Origin of the sequence: Paraburkholderia sp. (genome assembly GCF_024281035.1) — a bacterium.
Lineage (GTDB): Bacteria > Pseudomonadota > Gammaproteobacteria > Burkholderiales > Burkholderiaceae > Paraburkholderia.
Genome location: NZ_JAMXLH010000008.1, coordinates 1 through 17,095, shown reverse-complemented (window position 1 = coordinate 17,095; position 17,095 = coordinate 1). Strand labels below are relative to the sequence as shown.

The window sequence follows — 17,095 nt, the reverse complement described above, 5'->3', positions numbered from 1 at the left end:
AACGGCGGCGGATAGCGTCTGGAAGACGCCTCGGTGGTGAAATTGGTAGACGCGCCGGACTCAAAATCCGGTTCCGAAAGGAGTGCCGGTTCGATTCCGGCCCGAGGCACCACTTACGAGTCCGCTTAAAACCGGAAAAGACCTGAAACCCGCGACAGCTAAAGGCTTCGCGGGTTTTTTGTTTCCGGCGAAGTTCGATACAGAGCATTGACAGCCGGGGGCATCAAGGGGCATTTTAGGGGGCATGACGGCCTAACAGCCATTCCCAGCGGGATTAATGCCCCCGCAAATGCCCCCTTCGATATGCCACTCACTGACACAGCAATCCGCAACGCAGCCCCGCGCGACAAGGCTTACCGCCTTGCTGATGGTGGGGGCATGTACCTCGAAATCGCCCCGGCTGGGGGCAAGTATTGGCGGCTCAAGTACCGCTTTGACGGCAAAGAGAAGCGTCTCGCATTGGGCGTCTACCCCGACGTAGGACTAGCCGCCGCGCGCAAGAAACGTGATGCCGCTCGCGAACTGCTAGCGGCAGGCACCGATCCGGGAGAAGCCAAGAAAGCGGACAGGCGCGCGGCGCGGCTCAGCGCGATCAACACATTTGAGGCCGTCGCCCTTGCGTGGATGGAAGAGCGGAAATCGTATGTCGAGCCAGCGCAGCACGAGAAGACACTCGCTCGGTTCAAAAATGACGCCTTCCCATGGCTAGGCAAGCGCCCTATCGCCGAAATCGAGGCACCGGAGATTCTGGACGTCCTGAAACGCGTCGATAGCCGGGGCGCTCGCTTTACCGCTCACCGGCTACGGGGGGAGATAAGCCGCGTCTTCCGGCATGGCATCAAGGAGGGCGTGTGCAAGACGGACCCCGCTCGCGATTTGTTGGGCGCTATCCCTCCGTCGCAGACAACGCACTTCGCCTCAATTATCGAACCCGCAAAGGTCGGCGAAATGTTGCGTGCATTTGATGGGTTCACCGGCACGTTTCCCGTGCTGTGCGCACTCCGCCTCGCGCCCATGCTCTTTGTACGCCCCGGAGAGCTGCGCACGGCCGAGTGGGAGCACTTTGACCTAGATCGAGGTGACTGGCGGTATCGCGTCTCAAAAACGAAAACAGACCATCTGGTGCCGCTTGCTACTCAAGCTGTCGCGATTCTCCGAGAGCTGCACGCTCTGACTGGAGCTGGCCGCTACGTTTTCCCGGGCGCTCGTGACCGAAATCGACCAATGAGCGAAGCGGCGATCAACGCTGCCCTGCGTCGTCTCGGCTACGACACGCGAACCGAAATCACAGGCCACGGCTTTCGAGCGATGGCGCGAACGATCCTGCACGAAGAACTGGAACAGAAACCAGAGGTGATCGAGCACCAGCTCGCGCACGTCGTGCCGGATAACCTTGGTGGTGCGTACAACCGGACACGATTCATCAAAGAGCGCCGCGCGATGATGCAGCAGTGGGCGGATTACCTCAACCGCCTGAGGATCGGTGCGGAAATCGTCCCGATAAGGTGAAATGTGAAGAAGCCACACGTCTCCTGTAATAAATATTTACACTTTCCATAAACACCTCGAATTCCTGCAAATACCTCGAATTGACGCGCCATCGACAAATTTAATCCATTTAAAACAAAAGGTTAGGTTGCTCTACGCGGACCATGTGCGTGCTCTGGCACTGGTTTATGAACTCTCATGATGTGAACCCAGATGAACTGCACAGCGCTCCATTGGACGCGCCGACAGTTTTATCAACAGGGCCGGACCGGTGCTAATGAGACATCGTCCGGCAATATCGGTTACACCTATGGGGTTCGAACATGGCGGTGAAAATTCTGCGTCTCTCCGGCGTTATCGGCGCAATCGGCGTCGGCAAGACGACTATCTACCAGTGGATCAAGGATGGCGCATTTCCCGCGCCGGTCCGTCTTGGCGTGCGCTCTGTCGGCTGGCGGGCGGCGGACATTGATGCATGGCTTGAGGCTCGCGAGCAGGTCACGCGTGCATCTAACGCAGGGGTCTAAGCGATGACGACGACCCAAAATGAAAGGGGCCGTGGCGCTGACACGCTCACGACCCCGACGACCGGCGCAGATGTTAACACCGATTCCGGCCATCTGGTGCGCTTTCTCGACACAGTGAAGAACCGGCGCGAGCGTCTGCGCGTGGATGTGAAGGAATACCGGGGCAACACCTACATCGACATTCGCGTCTGGTACGCGGCAGAGGGCGGCGAATACCGCCCGTCGAGCAAGGGCATCATGATCAAACCGACGCTGGCGGCAGAGCTGATGCGCGGGCTTTCGCTTGCGGCGCGCTCGTCCGAACAGCTGGGGGCGAACTAATGCCCTCTACTTCTATGTTGACGCATAGGCACAATGTGCCTAATAATCATCTCACTTGGACGCGCGCCCGCGTGGCCATAACTCCGAGAAGGAATCCATCCGTGAACGCAATTTTTATTGCGGGCGTGTGCGCTCGCTCATCCCATGAATTACACACCACCCACACCGGAGAGCCTGCAACGACTCAAAGATGCGCTGGGATTCTCCAGCGTGCAGATGGCGGAATTGTTTGGCCTATCGAGCGGACGGCATTGGCGCTCATACACCGGGGGGGCGGACATTCGGTCAGTGAGCGCATCAACGCTGTTCTTTGCGATGGCCCGTCTGAAGCTCAGCCCGGAAACAATCGAACAAGTGCTATCGGCAATGCGCGAATTGGGCGCAACGATAGAACTGGAAGCGCCGTAACCCTCGCGGGCGCGGCAACCCGCAGCGCCCCGCAAGCCCTCCCCGAAGTCGTCAATCGCGCGCTCCGCGACGCGGCACTCGCACCGACCTACATCGACGCCCTCGACGTGCTGGCGGACGCCCTGCTCGCGCTGGCCGCACTCGCACCCCTCGAAGGAGCTACCACGAAAGCACCCTGCGGATTTCGGCGTATTCACGGCGATAAGTTGTCCTTACGAGATAACGCATGAGCAAGGGCCAAGCAATCAAGGCTCGCGTGAGCCAAATGATCGAACGTGACCGCGACCGCAGCCGTATCGCAATGGGCGACGCTGAATGGAAGAAGCACGACGAATGGGTAACGGCATATATCGTCGCGCTGGCCAAGCAGTGGATGACGCAACAAGCGACGGAGGGACGCCTGTGACCACGTATCTCGACGATTTCGACATTGACGAAGCGCTCGTGGTGAACGAGGCGGCAAAGGATCGTCAACGCGTCGCACAGGTGCGCGCGGAGTTTTTTTCCAAACCAGACACGACCGCGCGCCCCAAAGTCCTGCTCACACGCGCATCGGACATTGTCCCGGAGGCAATTCGCTGGCTGTGGCCGGACTGGCTACCCGAAGGGAAATTGACGCTCCTGGCAGGCTCACCGGGCACTGGCAAGACAACGCTCGCGCTCGCCCTTGCCGCGACGATCTCGCACGGAGGTAAGTGGCCGGACGGAACGGTCTGCAACCGCACGGGAAACGTCCTGGTCTGGTCGGGTGAAGACAATCCCGCCGATACGATTGTGCCGCGCTTGATGGCGGCAGGCGCGGATATGGATCGAATCCATATCGTAACGGGCAGCACCGACGCAAACGGCGAAATGCAGCCATTCGACCCGTCCAACGATATTCCGCTGCTGGCGGAACGCCTCTCGGAAATGGGTGGCGCGGCAATGCTGATTGTCGATCCGATTGTTTCCGCCGTATCGGGAGACGCGCACCGCGTCAATGATGTGCGGCGCAACCTGCAAGCGCTGGTAGACATGGCGGCAAGCCATCGGTGCGCCGTGCTCGGAATCAGCCACTTTGCGAAGGGCACCAAGGGCAGTTCGCCCGCTGAGCGCGTCATCGGCTCGCAAGCGTTCGTTGCACTGGCCCGGATGGTGCTGGTGGCTGGCAAGGATGAGGCCGCCGAGCGAAGGATTCTGGCCCGCGCAAAATCGAATATCGCACCGGACGAAGGCGGTGTGAGCTACACGCTTGAACTGGCGGACGCGAACGGCATACAGGCCAGCCGTGTCGTGTGGGGCGAACTTATCGACGGCTCCGCTCGCGAAATCCTTGGCGAAGTTGAACATCAAGACGACGAAGCCAAGAGCGAGCGAATGGAGGCTGCTGAGTTTCTGGAGGGGCTGCTTTCCGATGGCCCGGTTTCCTCGAAACAGATTCGCAAGGATGCAGACGAAGCCGGTTTTGCATGGCGAACGATGCACCGAGCGGCGGACGCCCTCAACGTCGAGAAACGCAAGGTCGGCATGAAAGAAGGTTGGCAATGGGCGCTGCCGAAGATGCCAAGCCCCGAACGTGCCACCGAAGATGCCACTCTCTATACGGTGGCATCTTCGGGAGAGCGTGGCATCTTCCGTAACCACGCGGGTTTGCGGGCGGTCGATTTTGGGTCACGCGCCGAAGATGCCAACGCAAAGGGAGTGTCACCTTCGCAAAATTTATCTGCATCTGGCGACAGCGAACCGGCGGAGGAACTGTGAACGTCCAATCACTTTTCGCCGAAGCCAAAGCCGCTGGCGTTCGCCTGTATCTGGATGGCGACAAGGTCAAGCTAAGCGGCAACGCAGAAGCCATGAAAGCGCTGCGCCCGAAGCTCGCACCGCACAAGGCCGAAATTCTCGCCTACCTACAAAGCGCCGAGCGCGCCATTGGTGAGTTCTGGCCGTGGGCACCCTACCTCGGTGCCGACGACGTCCAACGCATGCGAACGGAGCTGGTCGGAATCATCGAGCGGCTGGCGGACATGGGGAGCTGGCCGGACGAAGACCGCGACGATGTGCTGACGCGCGCCGTGCGCGGCCCGCTCGCTGACCTCCTGCCGAACCTGCACCACTTCAAAGAAAAATTGACGGAGGCCACCGCAGCAGCAGCGGCACGCGCAGCCGCCGAGAAACGCACATGGAGATTTGACCGATGAACACAACCGAAGAGACCCAAACCGGGCATCAAGCGACCGTGAGAAACAGCGGTAGCGGAAAACACAGCGCACACGGCAAGCGACAGCGCCCGGTTCCGTATGCGAATGCCGTGGTATTCGGCGGTCTAGATCAGGTGGGGCAGCGCTTCGGAGAGGCTGCAAACGAAGATAAGCGCGTCAGTAATGCGGGAAACGACTCCGGCGAGTAATTCTCGTACCGCCAAACACATAGCAAAACACTGGGAAAACATAGCAATTCCCGTAATTGGAGATTTGGCCGGTGAATACAACCGAAAAGACCATTGCCGAGTATCAGCGCGCCGTGAAGAACCTGCTTCAAGCCGCGTTCGATCAATTGCGCGTCGAGAATCCGCAGAACTACGCGGGATGCTCGCTCGTGCTGAATTCTGGCGGCAAGATCGAGTTGCGCAGTTGTGCGATGGCTGGCGGCGTGCTGGAGACGGTTATCAGCGTCGTAGATGCGGCGGGAGAGTCAGCGGAAGTGTGTGGAGTATGGCCTGATATCATTACTCACTAAGCACTCCTAGTTTTTAAAAAGAATCCTAATGTATGCGTCATCGCTACATTGGGACGATGCATAAGGCGGTATTCCTGTGCGATACCGCGTTCCTAAATTCACTTTATAAAGCGTCGTATGCAAGCAACTAACTCGAATCAAGTTCCGCGCGGCATTCAAGCTGTCTATGCTCAAGGTGGCACCCCTGACATCGCGGCGGTGATTAATGGTCTCAACACGGCTTTCGCTGATTTCAAGAAAAAGAATGACGAAGAACGCGCCGCGATCATGGCAGAGCTCGATTCTCATGCCGTGCGGCTGGCAGCAATGAAAATGGGTGACCCAACCGCGAGCGCCGCACAGACGCGAGAAGAACAGCCCGTCCACGCATCGACCGGCCTCCGTGGCTCGCAAATCGGCGCGTTCTATAGCCAACGCATTCAAGCATCGGCTGGTGGCGCGTTCGGCCCGCGTGCCAATTTCGGTATTGCGGACTTCATTCGCGGCGCTGCTGGTATGTCGGGCGTGAGCGAGGGCGTGCGCGCGGCTCTGTCGGAAGGCGTGGGCACCGATGGCGGCTACGCGGTGCCGGACGTGGTGATGCCCACGATTCTGGATGCGATGGTGAGAGCATCGGCGGTGCTGGCCGCTGGCGCGAGCATCCTGCCGCTTGGCGCTGCAAAGAGTGTGACCATTCCGGCTGTGGATCAACTGCCGAAACCGGCATGGCGCAACGAGAATGACCCGCTGGCAACCGGCGGGCCGACTTTCCGCCCCGTGACGGCCACGCCGCGTTCGCTCGCAATCGTGGTGCCGATCAGCCGTGAATTGCTGGCCGATGCCGTGGATATGGACCGCGCCGTGCGCCAAGCGATCGCGCAAGCGTTCGCCAAGGCATTCGACCGCGCCGCGCTGGTTGGCTCCGGTACGGCTCCCGAGCCGTTGGGCCTGTACGGAATGAAGAACGTACAAAAGATCAAGCAAACCGGCTCCGCGTTCGCGTATGCCGACATGCTGGCCGCGTATCAAGCGCAACTGGACGCGGACGCACCCGCGCCTACGTCGATCATCATGGCTCCGCGCACGCTGACCGGCCTTGCTGGTTTGGTCGATACGCTTGGCCAACCGCTCAACGCTCCGGCTCTGCTGGATGGCGTGGTGCGCCGACCGTCCACTGGCGTTCCCACCAACTTGGGCGATGGCGCTGACGAGTCGCTGGCGTTTATCGGCAACTTCAACACGGTTCAATTCGTGATGCGCGAAAACTTCAACGTGCGCCTGTTGCCGGAGTTGCCGGGTTCGAACGGTCAACTCGCGTTCATCGCTCACGCACGTTTCGACGTGGTGGCGAACTACCCGCAAGCAATCACGGTGATTGAAGGCGTGACGAGCTAACGCGGGTTGATCTCCCCTCATGCCGTCCGCGTGCTGGTACGCGACGGCAGGGGCAGGGGGGGTGAAATGTATGGCACTTCACAATCCGAAAGACCGACCGCTCCCGCACGCGCAGAAAAAATCCCGTTTTTGAAAAGTGTTAACGCCGATGTTAACAACGGGCTAAAAATCCCGTCCAACGGGGCTTTGGCGGGTTTTCGTCTCGTTAACATGCTGCTAAAGCGATGTTAATCGCAGCCAATAGGCGATTCTCACTGAAAGCCTCGCCAGATAAGGCTTTGAGGGCAGTTTGCTCGCCATTTTTGACTTCCCGCCACGCAACGGCCTTTAACAGAGTTTCCCCCCCGGGGCCGGACGGGTCTCGCAAGGGGAATTCCGGACAGGACAAGCGCGGAGTGTCCTGCATACAAAAACCCGTGCAGTCCGTGATTGGGTTCCGTCGAGCTGTGCTCGCCGTCACCCCCCAAGGCACTGACAGGACGGGCCGCCGGAGCAATCCGCGCAGCCCGTTTCTCATTGGGTTCAGGTAGCCTTTGCCGTTGTGGCTGGCGTCAAAAGGCCCCTAAAATCATCTCCACCATTACCTATCGCGGGGGACGAAATGGCAGCTCGGGGCAGGCCACGCAGGCGCAGGGTTCTTAGCGTAGTTTTCGATACTAATGCCATCTTCAACAAAGAGTTTGACGCGCTCGTCAGTCAAGCCACGAGGGATGTGATAGCTCAACATTCGAATCACGGGGACTTGGGCGTCCGATGGGTGATTCCAGAGATCGTGCGCGGCGAGCGTGAGTATCAGATGCGAAATGAATATCGCGGCATTAGTTCGCACGTGACCAGGGCAGAAAGTCTGTTTGGACAAGAATGGGGAATTACCCAGGAGGCCGTGGAGCAGCGTATTGCTGCGCGCATTACAGAGGAGTTGACTGCGCAACGTATCGAAGTCGTGCCTTGCGACACGGGGCGTGTGGATTGGGCCGATGTGATGCGTCGTGCTTGCTTTCGCGAGCCTCCCTTTGAGCGGGGGCAGACTGAGAAAGGATTCCGTGACGCGGTGGTTTGCGAGACTTTCGTCCAGTTGGCGACGGATCTAGTCGGCGGCGATACAGCAGTGTTGGTCTCCAACGATCGCCTGATCAAGCAATACATCGAGTCTCGCGGAGTTCAGGGGAACAGAGCGCGTGTCGTAGATGATCTAAAGGCGTTGGACGATGAGATTCAGCTTCGCGTTGCGAATGTCGACGAGAACACTCAGGCGCTTATCGAGCAGAGCGCGCAGCGGTTGTTCTATCCCGGGGGAAACCCGGTCGACCCTAGGTGCCTTTGGAAGAGGGAGGAGCTATACGAAAAAATCATGGTCCAATTCGGAGAACGACTGAAGCAGGTTCCCATGGGATTTGAGTATGTCTTCATCGGGCACGAAATTTGGAACCCTCGACTTGCATCGAAGAATGGCGGGCGAGTCCATTTCGAATCGGTATATGCAGTCGAATCCGGGTTCCGATATTGGGTTCCAGCGGCGAATGTGTCGCAAGATACGCCAGTTAATCAGCTTGCGTCGCTGGCAAATTTGTCCCCCGACGGTCAGCCGGTTGCCAATCAGCAAGTCTCGACGCTTGGCCTTTTGGGATGGCTTCAGACTCCAGCGGCGGGAGAATGGAAGCAATATCCTAAGGGGGAGAAGGACAAGATCTCCATTCGCTGGAGTGCGACGTTTTCGCGTCATAGAACGCTCACGCATGCGACCATTGACGCGATTGATTTCGTTACGGCAGCTGCGTCAAATGCTGCTCAATGATGTACATTCGCGTGCGTGAAGCGGTGCCCTAGCACGTTACGGATTCGCATTCAGCAGGCTTGGGGGCACTTATGGGGGCACATTTTAAGTGCCAAAGCAAGAATTCCCTGCCAGCACTGGCGCTAAGGCCGGTATTTCATTCCGGCCCGAGCACCAAAAATTACAAGAAATTCATTCTAAAGGCGTCAGTCTCGGCTTTGCGCCTCCAGACTTAGGCCGTACCTCTCCAGACTTCGCAGCTTTTCCGCAATTTCTGCGGAAGGTGCTTTTCCTACCGGAAAAGCCCGTATGCGCGTGCAGTAGGGCGGCGCCTTACTCCCCACAGAGAGTCCGCAAGCGGCTAAGGTTGCGTGCGTAAACGGCTGGCTCCCCGGTCCTGGGGGCTTCGTTCAATTCGGTACAATCTGCGGCAATTCCCAAACACAAGAAGGAATCGCCATGCACGCGGATACGTGGGCCGTTGTCCTCGCTACATTCTTCGGGCCGATAGCCGCCCTGCTCATCACGTTCGCGCGTGACGCGCGAACGCAGAAGTACAACCGTCGATTTTGGGTGTTCCGAACGCTCATGGCCACTCGAAGAATCGGAATATCAAATGACCATGTGAACGCGCTCAATTTGATCGAAGTCGATTTCTACAAGTGTAAGAATGTCGAGGCTGCATGGAAGTCGTATCTGGGTCATCTGAATGATGTGCGCGCGCAAGAGGATCAGGCTGCTTGGGGCGAGACAAAAGAACGGCGCTTGGCTGAACTCCTATTCGAAATGGCGAAGGTTTTGAAATTCGACATGCCTGCGCTTGATCTGTTCAAGGGCGGCTATGCACCTCAAGGCTGGGCGCACAAGGAATCGCGGCAGGGTGAACTTCTGGATTTCTTCCACGAAATGCGTTTAGGCGAAAAGGAATTCCCGATTTGGCTGAAAGGTGTTACGCAGCCGCAGGGTCAGCAGAACCAACAAGCTAACGCAGTCCAGCGCCAGCGGTAATCAATGGCGACCAAACATCACCAAGAGAGCCACATCGAGACGCCTGCGGCCGCTTCTCGTCGCGAAACGCCGACCGCCCTCATCCACTGAAGGTGCTCGACCGTATACGCGTAGCGAAGTCTGTGCGACGAATCTTCGAAGTTGCGCGCGCATGAACTGGCTGCGCTGCGTACGAGGCCGACCACCTGCGCGTGATCCACGGGAGGGAGCGCTTGCGTCAGGGAATCAACGAATGCAGATGTCTCATCCGCTTCTCCTTTCTGTCTGCACCTGCACCCGCACGCTGCGGCATCGCTCGCCTTGTTTCGCTCTATAATCCGTCCAACTGAGCAAGCGTTCTAGTGTGGGCGGCGCACCCGCGGTGTGGAGACCAACGTGAACATGACTCGAAAGGTCAAGGTGGTGGGGATGGGGTTTGGCGTGCTCCTGCTCCTAGCTACATCCCTGCTTGTCCCACTGATCTTTATCTTCGGCCTAACACGCGTCTGCTTTCTTTTAGCGCCATGGCTTCGACCCGCATTCCTGCTTACCCTCCTCGTTTGCATCATCATCCTCGGTCCATTAGCAATCTTCCGCAGGACGCGAACGTATTCAGCGGTTGGGCTATTGGTCGCTTCGTTCGTCTTCGGCGCTATCTTGTGGATGGCTTCGCTAGTCGTGACGGTCTCACTTTGGGGGATTGTCGCTGTCCATCGGATTGTTGATGGCAGGCATTGGGATCGTTCCTGTCGCGATTGTGGCCGCACTGTTTCATGCGCAGTGGTCGGTCCTTGAGGGAATCGCAATCTTGCTCGTCGCTACGTTCGGCATCCGTGGGCTCGCACTCTGGATCGGCTCTCGGGCTTAGGGGGCCCGCGTTTTGTGAACCCTCACAATGCGGATCATCGGCAGCGCGATCTCACCGGTGTGCTCCCGCCTGTATCAGTCAGCCACGCGGCGCACCAGCGCCCCGAAAGCACACGTGACTGAGAGCACTGCGGCGCAACCCGCAACACGACGGGTTTTCACGGGCGCTTTGGCGATTGTGGAGATTACGACATGAGCAGCACCTTTAGGGCGAGTGTTACTGTTCCCTGCCCAGGGAGCAAAGATAACCTGGTGATTCTTGTTGATACGCCTTGGCAGGTGAAATGGGGGCTCGGCAATCCAGCCAATTCGGGTTCCTGTACGCTGTTCGTTGTGGGCTTGGACGATAGTGGTAATCCGATGGATGACGGGATCAATTTCCTCCCTCTGACCTTGTACCCGGGTGGCAGTGTCAATTGGTACTGGCCTCCGTCCGGCGCCGCGAAGATTGCGGCAGTGTGTTCGAGTCAATGCAACGGTTCCGGAACGGCAATCTTGGAATACGACGCCCCGACGGCTTAATAGAGCACCAAAGAATTTTCCGGTAAGTTCCGGTGAAGCATAGAAACCCGCGACAGCACAAGGCTTCGCGGGTTTTTTATTTCCGGCGACGTCCGGCCAAGGGCGTCGACAGCCGGTGGCATCGAGGGACAACAACGGGCATTGAGCGGGCATCGCGGCAATGCAGCCGTTTCCGCGCCGTTTTCCCGCGGCCCGCGCGTCTCCATCGCAACGAATCCGGTTCATCCGTTATTCAGCAGAACGAAACTGAAGATAAAGCCGACTTGCGCTTGCTATGCGCCAATAGCGTGCGCCCGGCGCGCACGCCGGCCGCGTATTGCAAGTGGAAGTCGAGATTCGGAAAATCGCAGCCATACACGAGAAACATCGCGCACAGCGTCACAGCAGCCGAGCCGGTTAGAATGCAGCGGTTTGACGTCGTCTGCCGGTCTTCATGAATCTCGAAAGCATTCTCTTCTCCCAGGGTTTCGGCTCGCGTCGACAGTGTCGGGCGCTCGTCGCCGATGCGCGCGTCGCCGTCGCGGGCGTGCCCTGCACCGATCCGCTCGCGTCATTCGACACCGCAGAGCTCACGTTCAGCGTCGATGGCGAGGTCTGGCCGTTTCACGAGCGCGCGTACCTCGTCCTGAACAAGCCCGAGGGCTATGAATGCTCGCGCGACCCGCAGCACCATCTGAGCGTGTTTCATCTGCTGCCGGAGCAGTTCGCGACGCGCGGCGTCCAGTGCGTCGGGCGGCTCGACCAGGACACGACCGGCCTGCTGCTACTGTCCGACGATGGCCAGTTCGTCCACGCGTTCACGTCACCCAAGCGCAAGGTGCCCAAGGTGTACGTCGCGACGACCCGTCACGCACTCGACGACACGCAGCTCGACGCGCTGCGCAGCGGCGTCCTCCTGCACGGCGAACGCGAGCCCATCGCGGCTGTCGCGGCGCGCGCACGCAGCGAACGCGAGCTGGAACTCACGGTGCTCGAAGGCAAGTATCACCAGGTCAAGCGCATGGTCGCGGCGGCGGGCAACCGTGTCGAAGCGCTCCATCGCGAGCGCATCGGCGGCCTTGCCTTGCCTGCGGATCTGGCACCGGGCACCTGGCAATGGCTCGACGCGGCCCAGATCGACGCACTGCGTACCACCTAAGAAGAGGATGAAAAGCGACTGAGAAGCGGATAAGAAACGGGCGAGAAGCGGCTGAAAAGCAGCTAAGCCCTTGCGCACTGCACCCCGCCGCCGCACCGTGAAGTGCGGCACCATCACGCACGGACAGCGGTCATCTACACCGCGCTGCAGCATGCCCTTCCTGACGTTCCGCCCTATACTCGTTTAAACAATGATTACAAGCGATGCAAGGAGGGGCGGCATGATCATTAACGGCACATTCCAAATCCCCGCTCTGTTGATGGCGTTTGTAGTGTTCGGGATGGTTTTGATCGGCGCTCTGGCCGCTTCGATGTATTGGCGGCATCAATATCAACCGAACCTGATCGGTGCCCTCATCGGCGCCTTGCTCTGCTTCCTCCTGCTCGAGGCGCTGCCGGCAATCACGTGAACGGCACGCTTGCGCCATGCCGCCGCGCCCACTCTCAAGGGTGCGGTGGCAGCGTGCGCAGAAAGTCGTCGACAGTCCGATAGCGCAGCCGCATTCGCAACTCGCGCTTGAGCCGGTCATTCGCAAGCCGGCGCGATTCCCGCATGAACGAAAGCAGCACCGGATCGAGCCTTTGCTCGGCCTCGGCGCGGCTCACGCGCGGCGCGCGTGCCACACCGAACGTGTCCGCGACGCGATCGAACCACGCTCCCATCTTCAGCTCGCTGTCGTCGCACGCGTGAATCACGCGCGACGCCCGGCCATGCGTCGCAAGCCGCACCATGATCGCGGCGAGATCGTCGGCGTGGATATGGCTCGTGTAGACGTCGTCGCCTTCGACAAGTGCGGGTGTGCCCTTCGCAAGCCGCGCAAGCGGCAGGCGATTGGCCGCGTAGATACCCGGAATACGCGCGATCGTGGCAACGAGCGCACCGCGCGCAGTCGCCCGGCGCAGCAGCCGCTCGGCTGCCACGCGACGCTTCGCGCGCGCGTTGGCGGGCCGCACCGGGCGCGTCTCGTCGATTCGCGCGCCCTGGCAGTCGCCATACACGCCCGTCGTACTCGCGTAAACGAGCCGTAGCCGGCCAGCGTGAAGAGGCACACGTCCGACAGGGTGCTCAGATACAATATGCCTCGCTTTGCCGCATCCCGGCACGCGCGTCACGCATGCGCTGGAGGGCACGAACGACGCGGCGGTTGCGCGCATTCGGGCCTTCGAGACCGTGTCGTACGGCCTTGCCGCCCCGCGCAGCCCTGGCCGCAGCGTCATGGCCGCATCGGCGCGAAGCAGGTGCGTGCCTGTACCGGCCGGTCGCGCCGCCGAGCGGCGGCGTGCGCTCAGCGCTGCAATCAGCCGGCGCGTGCGCATGTCGTCTTCACCGGACGTTTCGGGCGGCGCGAGATGCAGCACCACGGGCGCAAGCCCCGCGAGGCGCGCAAGACTCGCACGCACGTCGAGGTTGCCGAGCACCGGTATCGTGCCCGCTTCGCGTAGCGGCGCAACGCGCGCCGGCTGGCTCGTGAGCGCGAACACGCGCGGGGAATGCAATAGCGCCGCACAGCGCAAGCCGACGTCGCCGCAACCGACGATCAGGATGCGCGCACGGCGCAAGGTTCGTGTAGCAATCATGGTGGACCCATTTTAAGCCGTCGGCGCAGGCAGGCGGCGGCCCTCAGGAATCCAGGACTCACCCTTTACTCGAATATGGCTTTCAACGTAACGCTCAAGCAAAGCGGCCGACAATTCCAGGTCGAGCCGGACGAATCCGTTCTCAACGCCGCCCTGCGTCAGGGCATCGGTCTGCCGTACGGCTGCAAGAACGGCGCGTGCGGCTCGTGCAAGGGCTCGGTCGTCAACGGCGAAATCGAGCAAGGCGCGCACGCCGCATCGGCGCTCTCGAACGACGAGAAGACGCGCGGCATGGCCCTCTTCTGCTGCGCGACCGCGCAGTCGGACCTCCAGATCGATATCCGCGAAGTGGCGGGCGTCGGCGACGTGCAGGTGCGCAAGCTGCCCACGCGAATCGCCGATATCGAGCACAAAGCCGACGACGTCATCGTCCTGAAGCTGCAACTGCCCGCAAACGAGCGTCTGCAGTACCTCGCGGGCCAGTACCTCGAATTCATCCTCAAGGACGGCACGCGCCGCAGCTACTCGATGGCGAGCGCACCGCACGAGGACGGACCGCTCGAACTGCACATCCGCCACATGCCGGGCGGCACGTTCACCGACCACGTGTTCAAGCAGCTGAAGGTGCGCGACATCCTGCGCTTCGAGGCGCCGCTCGGCACCTTCTTCCTGCGCGAGGACTCGGACAAGCCGATCGTGCTGCTCGCCTCCGGCACCGGCTTCGCACCGATCAAGGCGATCGTCGAGCACGCCATTCACCAGAAGCTGGAGCGCCCGATGACGCTCTATTGGGGCGCGCGCGAGAAGAAGGATCTGTACCTGATGGATCTCGCCGAACAGTGGGCGAAGGACGTTCCGAACTTCCGCTTCGTGCCGGTGCTCTCCGAGCCCGCGGCGAGCGACGCGTGGACCGGCCGCACGGGTTTCGTGCACCGCGCGGTGATCGACGATCTGCCGGATCTGTCCGGCTATCAGGTCTACGCGTGCGGCGCGCCCGTCATGGTCGAATCGGCGCAGCGCGACTTCTCGCAGCACCACGGCCTGCCGGAAAACGAATTCTTCGCGGATTCGTTCACGAGCGCCGCGGACCTCGCCAATCCGGTCTGAAGCTCGCCTGCAGCCCGATTTGCGCGGCGGCCGTCACGAATATTTCTTCGGCCGCCCGCAAATTGACGGTTTACAGCGCCGTCGCGCATATCGTATTCTTGCGCCCATGAACCACATCCAGTCCGCTCTGCGACGTCGACGCTCGCCCCCTTCGCTGGGTCTGGCTTGATCGCGGACGCGCGTCTCACTTTCACGCGCATGTAGTTCGAATCGCAAAAGCCACGCTCAGCCGTGGCTTTTCGTTTTTTCTCGCCGCTTCGCCGCGGCTGCTTTCCCAACCCTGTTTCCTGTCCTGAGCGCGGAGCCCGCTGCCATGAATTTTTCCGAGTACCCGATCGAGTCGCTGATGTACATCACCAACCGGCCCGAAATCGTCTTCACGCACGGCAAGGGGTCGTGGCTCTACGACAACGAAGGCAAGCGCTATCTCGACTTTATTCAGGGCTGGGCCGTCAATAGCCTCGGGCATTGCAACGAAGGCATGATCGAAGCGCTCGACAAGCAGTCGCGCCTGCTCATCAATCCGTCGCCGGCGTTCTACAACGCACCGATGGCACAGCTCGCGGGCCTGCTCACCGAACATAGTTGCTTCGACAAGGTGTTCTTCGCCAATAGCGGCGCGGAAGCCAACGAAGGCGCAATCAAGCTCGCGCGCAAGTGGGGCAAGAAGCATCGCGACGGTGCGTACGAAGTCATCACGTTCGATCACAGCTTCCACGGCCGCACGATCGCGACGATGTCGGCGAGCGGCAAGGCCGGCTGGGACACGATCTACGCGCCGCAGGTGCCGGGTTTTCCGAAGGCGGACCTGAACGACATCGCATCGGTCGAAAAGCTCGTCACGCGCAAGACCGTCGCCGTGATGCTCGAACCGATCCAGGGCGAAGGCGGCGTGATCCCTGCAACGCGCGAATTCATGCAGCAATTGCGCGCGCTCACGAAAAAGCACGGTATCCTGCTGATCGTCGACGAAGTGCAAAGCGGCTGCGGCCGCGCGGGCACGCTGTTCGCCCATGAACTCTCGGACATCGAGCCGGACATCATGACGCTCGGCAAGGGCATCGGCGGTGGCGTGCCGCTCGCGGCCCTGCTCGCGAAGAACGACGCCTGCGTATTCGAAGCCGGCGATCAGGGCGGCACCTACAACGGCAATCCGCTGATGACGGCCGTCGGCTATTCGGTGATCTCGCAACTGGTTGCGCCCGGTTTCCTCGAAGGTGTGCGCGCACGCGGCCAATATCTGCGTGAAAAACTGCTCGAACTTTCGGCGGAGCGCGGGTTCGAAGGCGAGCGCGGCGAAGGTCTGCTGCGCGCGCTGCTACTCGGCAAGGATATCGGCCCGCAGATCGTCGAAAAGGCGCGCGTCATGCAGCCGGACGGACTGCTGCTCAACGCCGCGCGCCCGAATCTGCTGCGCTTCATGCCCGCGCTCAACGTGACGAACGAAGAGATCGACCAGATGATGGCGATGCTGCGCTCGGTGCTGGACTCGCTGTAAGCCAGGGAGGCCGCGCCCGATGACCGTCACGATCCGCCCCTTCTCACCCGGCGATGCCGATGCGGTGATCGGCCTCTGGATGCAGGCGTTTCCCGAGTATCAGGACACGAGCCGGCCTCACCGCAACCCGCGCCTGTCGATCGAGAACAAGCTCGGCACGCAGCCGGAACTGTTCTTCGTCGCTACGCGCGGTGACGGTGACGAAAGCACCGAACGCGACAAAAGCGACGAAAGCGGCGCGATCGTCGGCACGGTCATGGCGGGCTACGACGGCCATCGCGGCTGGCTGTACTCGCTCGCCGTCGATCCCGGCGCGCGGCGGCTCGGCATCGGCACGCGGCTCGTGCAGCACGCCGAAGCCGCGCTGCTCGCGCGCGGCTGCCCGAAGCTCAACCTGCAGGTGTTGCACGACAAGGCCGAGGTGCTCGCGTTCTACGCGTCGCTCGGCTATCGCGCCGATGCCGTCGTGAGCCTCGGCAAGCGGCTGGAGCCTTGAGGCGGCCACGCCCACCAACGCATAGCGCGCGCACCGCGCACCGATGAAAAAAAGCCGCATGGGCGCGAGGCCCAATGCGGCTTTGCATTTACAACGTCGACAGATGCGTTATTCGCCCAGGTAGGCGGCCCGCACCTTCGGATCGTCGAGCATCTGCTTCGCGTCGCCTTCCATCGTGACGAGACCCGAATCCATCACGTAACCGCGGTGCGCCGCCTGCAGCGCGAGTCGCGCGTTCTGCTCGACCAGCAGCACCGTGATGCCCTCCTGCGAGATCGTGCGCACGACTTCGAAGA

At 60.7% G+C, this 17,095-nt stretch carries 19 protein-coding genes, 1 tRNA gene and 1 pseudogene; 19 read left to right on the top strand and 2 right to left on the bottom strand.

Going from position 1 to position 17,095, the window contains the following annotated elements; genetic code table 11:
• Nucleotides 1-27 precede the first annotated feature (27 nt).
• The 16 genes from Q0L30_RS01895 (at nt 28) to Q0L30_RS01820 (ending at nt 12,530) form a co-directional block, all read left to right on the top strand.
• Nucleotides 28-112, top strand: a tRNA-Leu gene (locus Q0L30_RS01895).
• Between the two features lie 191 nt (nt 113-303).
• Nucleotides 304-1,509, top strand: a complete 1,206-nt coding sequence (locus tag Q0L30_RS01890; protein WP_296650438.1) for an integrase arm-type DNA-binding domain-containing protein — start codon at nt 304-306, stop codon at nt 1,507-1,509.
• Nucleotides 1,510-1,811: 302 nt separating this feature from the next.
• A complete protein-coding gene (locus Q0L30_RS01885; protein ID WP_296650436.1) occupies nt 1,812-2,015 on the top strand; it encodes an AlpA family transcriptional regulator in 204 nt (67 codons plus the stop codon).
• 3 nt (nt 2,016-2,018) lie between these two features.
• Complete coding sequence (locus Q0L30_RS01880) at nt 2,019-2,336, top strand: transcriptional coactivator p15/PC4 family protein (protein WP_296650433.1); 318 nt, start codon at nt 2,019-2,021, stop codon at nt 2,334-2,336.
• Between the two features lie 144 nt (nt 2,337-2,480).
• On the top strand, nt 2,481-2,744 hold the full coding sequence (locus Q0L30_RS01875; RefSeq protein ID WP_296650431.1) for an XRE family transcriptional regulator: 264 nt from the start codon (nt 2,481-2,483) through the stop codon (nt 2,742-2,744).
• Nucleotides 2,745-2,970: 226 nt separating this feature from the next.
• Nucleotides 2,971-3,150 (top strand): hypothetical protein, encoded by a 180-nt coding sequence (locus Q0L30_RS01870; protein WP_296650428.1) that lies wholly within the window; start codon nt 2,971-2,973, stop codon nt 3,148-3,150.
• Nucleotides 3,147-4,484: an AAA family ATPase gene (locus tag Q0L30_RS01865; protein WP_296650426.1), complete on the top strand. Its 1,338-nt coding sequence runs from the start codon at nt 3,147-3,149 to the stop codon at nt 4,482-4,484. Before Q0L30_RS01870 ends, Q0L30_RS01865 begins: the two co-directional genes overlap by 4 nt.
• Entirely contained in the window at nt 4,481-4,921 is a 441-nt protein-coding gene (locus Q0L30_RS01860) for a hypothetical protein (protein WP_296650423.1), read from the top strand. Before Q0L30_RS01865 ends, Q0L30_RS01860 begins: the two co-directional genes overlap by 4 nt.
• A complete protein-coding gene (locus Q0L30_RS01855) occupies nt 4,918-5,130 on the top strand; it encodes a hypothetical protein (RefSeq protein WP_296650419.1) in 213 nt (70 codons plus the stop codon). Before Q0L30_RS01860 ends, Q0L30_RS01855 begins: the two co-directional genes overlap by 4 nt.
• Before the next feature lie 71 nt (nt 5,131-5,201).
• Nucleotides 5,202-5,459, top strand: a complete 258-nt coding sequence (locus tag Q0L30_RS01850) for a hypothetical protein (RefSeq protein ID WP_296650416.1) — start codon at nt 5,202-5,204, stop codon at nt 5,457-5,459.
• 117 nt (nt 5,460-5,576) lie between these two features.
• Nucleotides 5,577-6,833: a phage major capsid protein gene (locus tag Q0L30_RS01845; RefSeq protein WP_296650414.1), complete on the top strand. Its 1,257-nt coding sequence runs from the start codon at nt 5,577-5,579 to the stop codon at nt 6,831-6,833.
• Between the two features lie 601 nt (nt 6,834-7,434).
• Nucleotides 7,435-8,628: a PIN domain-containing protein gene (locus tag Q0L30_RS01840; RefSeq protein WP_296650412.1), complete on the top strand. Its 1,194-nt coding sequence runs from the start codon at nt 7,435-7,437 to the stop codon at nt 8,626-8,628.
• A 438-nt stretch (nt 8,629-9,066) separates the two neighbouring features.
• Entirely contained in the window at nt 9,067-9,615 is a 549-nt protein-coding gene (locus Q0L30_RS01835) for a DUF6680 family protein (RefSeq protein ID WP_296650411.1), read from the top strand.
• A gap of 1,038 nt (nt 9,616-10,653) precedes the next feature.
• Nucleotides 10,654-10,983: a hypothetical protein gene (locus Q0L30_RS01830; protein WP_296650408.1), complete on the top strand. Its 330-nt coding sequence runs from the start codon at nt 10,654-10,656 to the stop codon at nt 10,981-10,983.
• 433 nt (nt 10,984-11,416) lie between these two features.
• On the top strand, nt 11,417-12,121 hold the full coding sequence (locus Q0L30_RS01825; protein WP_296650406.1) for a pseudouridine synthase: 705 nt from the start codon (nt 11,417-11,419) through the stop codon (nt 12,119-12,121).
• Nucleotides 12,122-12,341: 220 nt separating this feature from the next.
• Nucleotides 12,342-12,530 carry a hypothetical protein gene (locus Q0L30_RS01820; RefSeq protein ID WP_296650403.1) on the top strand — a complete coding sequence of 63 codons (189 nt, stop codon included), beginning with the start codon at nt 12,342-12,344 and terminating at the stop codon, nt 12,528-12,530.
• A gap of 34 nt (nt 12,531-12,564) precedes the next feature.
• Here Q0L30_RS01820 and Q0L30_RS01815 read toward each other — a convergent pair whose 3' ends face one another.
• Nucleotides 12,565-13,698 (bottom strand): NAD-dependent epimerase/dehydratase family protein, encoded by a 1,134-nt coding sequence (locus Q0L30_RS01815; protein WP_296650401.1) that lies wholly within the window; start codon nt 13,696-13,698, stop codon nt 12,565-12,567.
• A gap of 75 nt (nt 13,699-13,773) precedes the next feature.
• Here Q0L30_RS01815 and Q0L30_RS01810 point away from each other — a divergent pair, with 75 nt between their 5' ends.
• From Q0L30_RS01810 to Q0L30_RS01800, 3 genes are all read left to right on the top strand, one after another.
• On the top strand, nt 13,774-14,805 hold the full coding sequence (locus tag Q0L30_RS01810; RefSeq protein ID WP_296650398.1) for a CDP-6-deoxy-delta-3,4-glucoseen reductase: 1,032 nt from the start codon (nt 13,774-13,776) through the stop codon (nt 14,803-14,805).
• 313 nt (nt 14,806-15,118) lie between these two features.
• Nucleotides 15,119-16,303, top strand: coding sequence for an acetylornithine transaminase (locus Q0L30_RS01805; protein WP_296650396.1), 1,185 nt, complete (start codon nt 15,119-15,121; stop codon nt 16,301-16,303).
• A 19-nt stretch (nt 16,304-16,322) separates the two neighbouring features.
• Nucleotides 16,323-16,799, top strand: a complete 477-nt coding sequence (locus tag Q0L30_RS01800; protein WP_296650393.1) for a GNAT family acetyltransferase — start codon at nt 16,323-16,325, stop codon at nt 16,797-16,799.
• Nucleotides 16,800-16,907: 108 nt separating this feature from the next.
• Here the strand turns inward: Q0L30_RS01800 and Q0L30_RS01795 are convergent.
• Nucleotides 16,908-17,095, bottom strand: a pseudogene (locus Q0L30_RS01795) (ABC transporter ATP-binding protein); the annotation flags it as partial.

Excerpts from the sequence above, each read along its gene's own strand:
- Q0L30_RS01890 (WP_296650438.1), top strand. The coding sequence starts at position 304 with ATGCCACTCACTGACACAGCAATCCGCAACGCAGCCCCGCGCGACAAG.
- Q0L30_RS01885 (WP_296650436.1), top strand. The coding sequence starts at position 1,812 with ATGGCGGTGAAAATTCTGCGTCTCTCCGGCGTTATCGGCGCAATCGGC.
- Q0L30_RS01880 (WP_296650433.1), top strand. The coding sequence starts at position 2,019 with ATGACGACGACCCAAAATGAAAGGGGCCGTGGCGCTGACACGCTCACG.
- Q0L30_RS01875 (WP_296650431.1), top strand. The coding sequence starts at position 2,481 with ATGAATTACACACCACCCACACCGGAGAGCCTGCAACGACTCAAAGAT.
- Q0L30_RS01870 (WP_296650428.1), top strand. The coding sequence starts at position 2,971 with ATGAGCAAGGGCCAAGCAATCAAGGCTCGCGTGAGCCAAATGATCGAA.
- Q0L30_RS01855 (WP_296650419.1), top strand. The coding sequence starts at position 4,918 with ATGAACACAACCGAAGAGACCCAAACCGGGCATCAAGCGACCGTGAGA.
- Q0L30_RS01845 (WP_296650414.1), top strand. The coding sequence starts at position 5,577 with ATGCAAGCAACTAACTCGAATCAAGTTCCGCGCGGCATTCAAGCTGTC.
- Q0L30_RS01840 (WP_296650412.1), top strand. The coding sequence starts at position 7,435 with ATGGCAGCTCGGGGCAGGCCACGCAGGCGCAGGGTTCTTAGCGTAGTT.
- Q0L30_RS01835 (WP_296650411.1), top strand. The coding sequence starts at position 9,067 with ATGCACGCGGATACGTGGGCCGTTGTCCTCGCTACATTCTTCGGGCCG.
- Q0L30_RS01830 (WP_296650408.1), top strand. The coding sequence starts at position 10,654 with ATGAGCAGCACCTTTAGGGCGAGTGTTACTGTTCCCTGCCCAGGGAGC.
- Q0L30_RS01825 (WP_296650406.1), top strand. The coding sequence starts at position 11,417 with ATGAATCTCGAAAGCATTCTCTTCTCCCAGGGTTTCGGCTCGCGTCGA.
- Q0L30_RS01820 (WP_296650403.1), top strand. The coding sequence starts at position 12,342 with ATGATCATTAACGGCACATTCCAAATCCCCGCTCTGTTGATGGCGTTT.
- Q0L30_RS01815 (WP_296650401.1), bottom strand. The coding sequence starts at position 13,698 with ATGATTGCTACACGAACCTTGCGCCGTGCGCGCATCCTGATCGTCGGT.
- Q0L30_RS01810 (WP_296650398.1), top strand. The coding sequence starts at position 13,774 with ATGGCTTTCAACGTAACGCTCAAGCAAAGCGGCCGACAATTCCAGGTC.
- Q0L30_RS01805 (WP_296650396.1), top strand. The coding sequence starts at position 15,119 with ATGAATTTTTCCGAGTACCCGATCGAGTCGCTGATGTACATCACCAAC.
- Q0L30_RS01800 (WP_296650393.1), top strand. The coding sequence starts at position 16,323 with ATGACCGTCACGATCCGCCCCTTCTCACCCGGCGATGCCGATGCGGTG.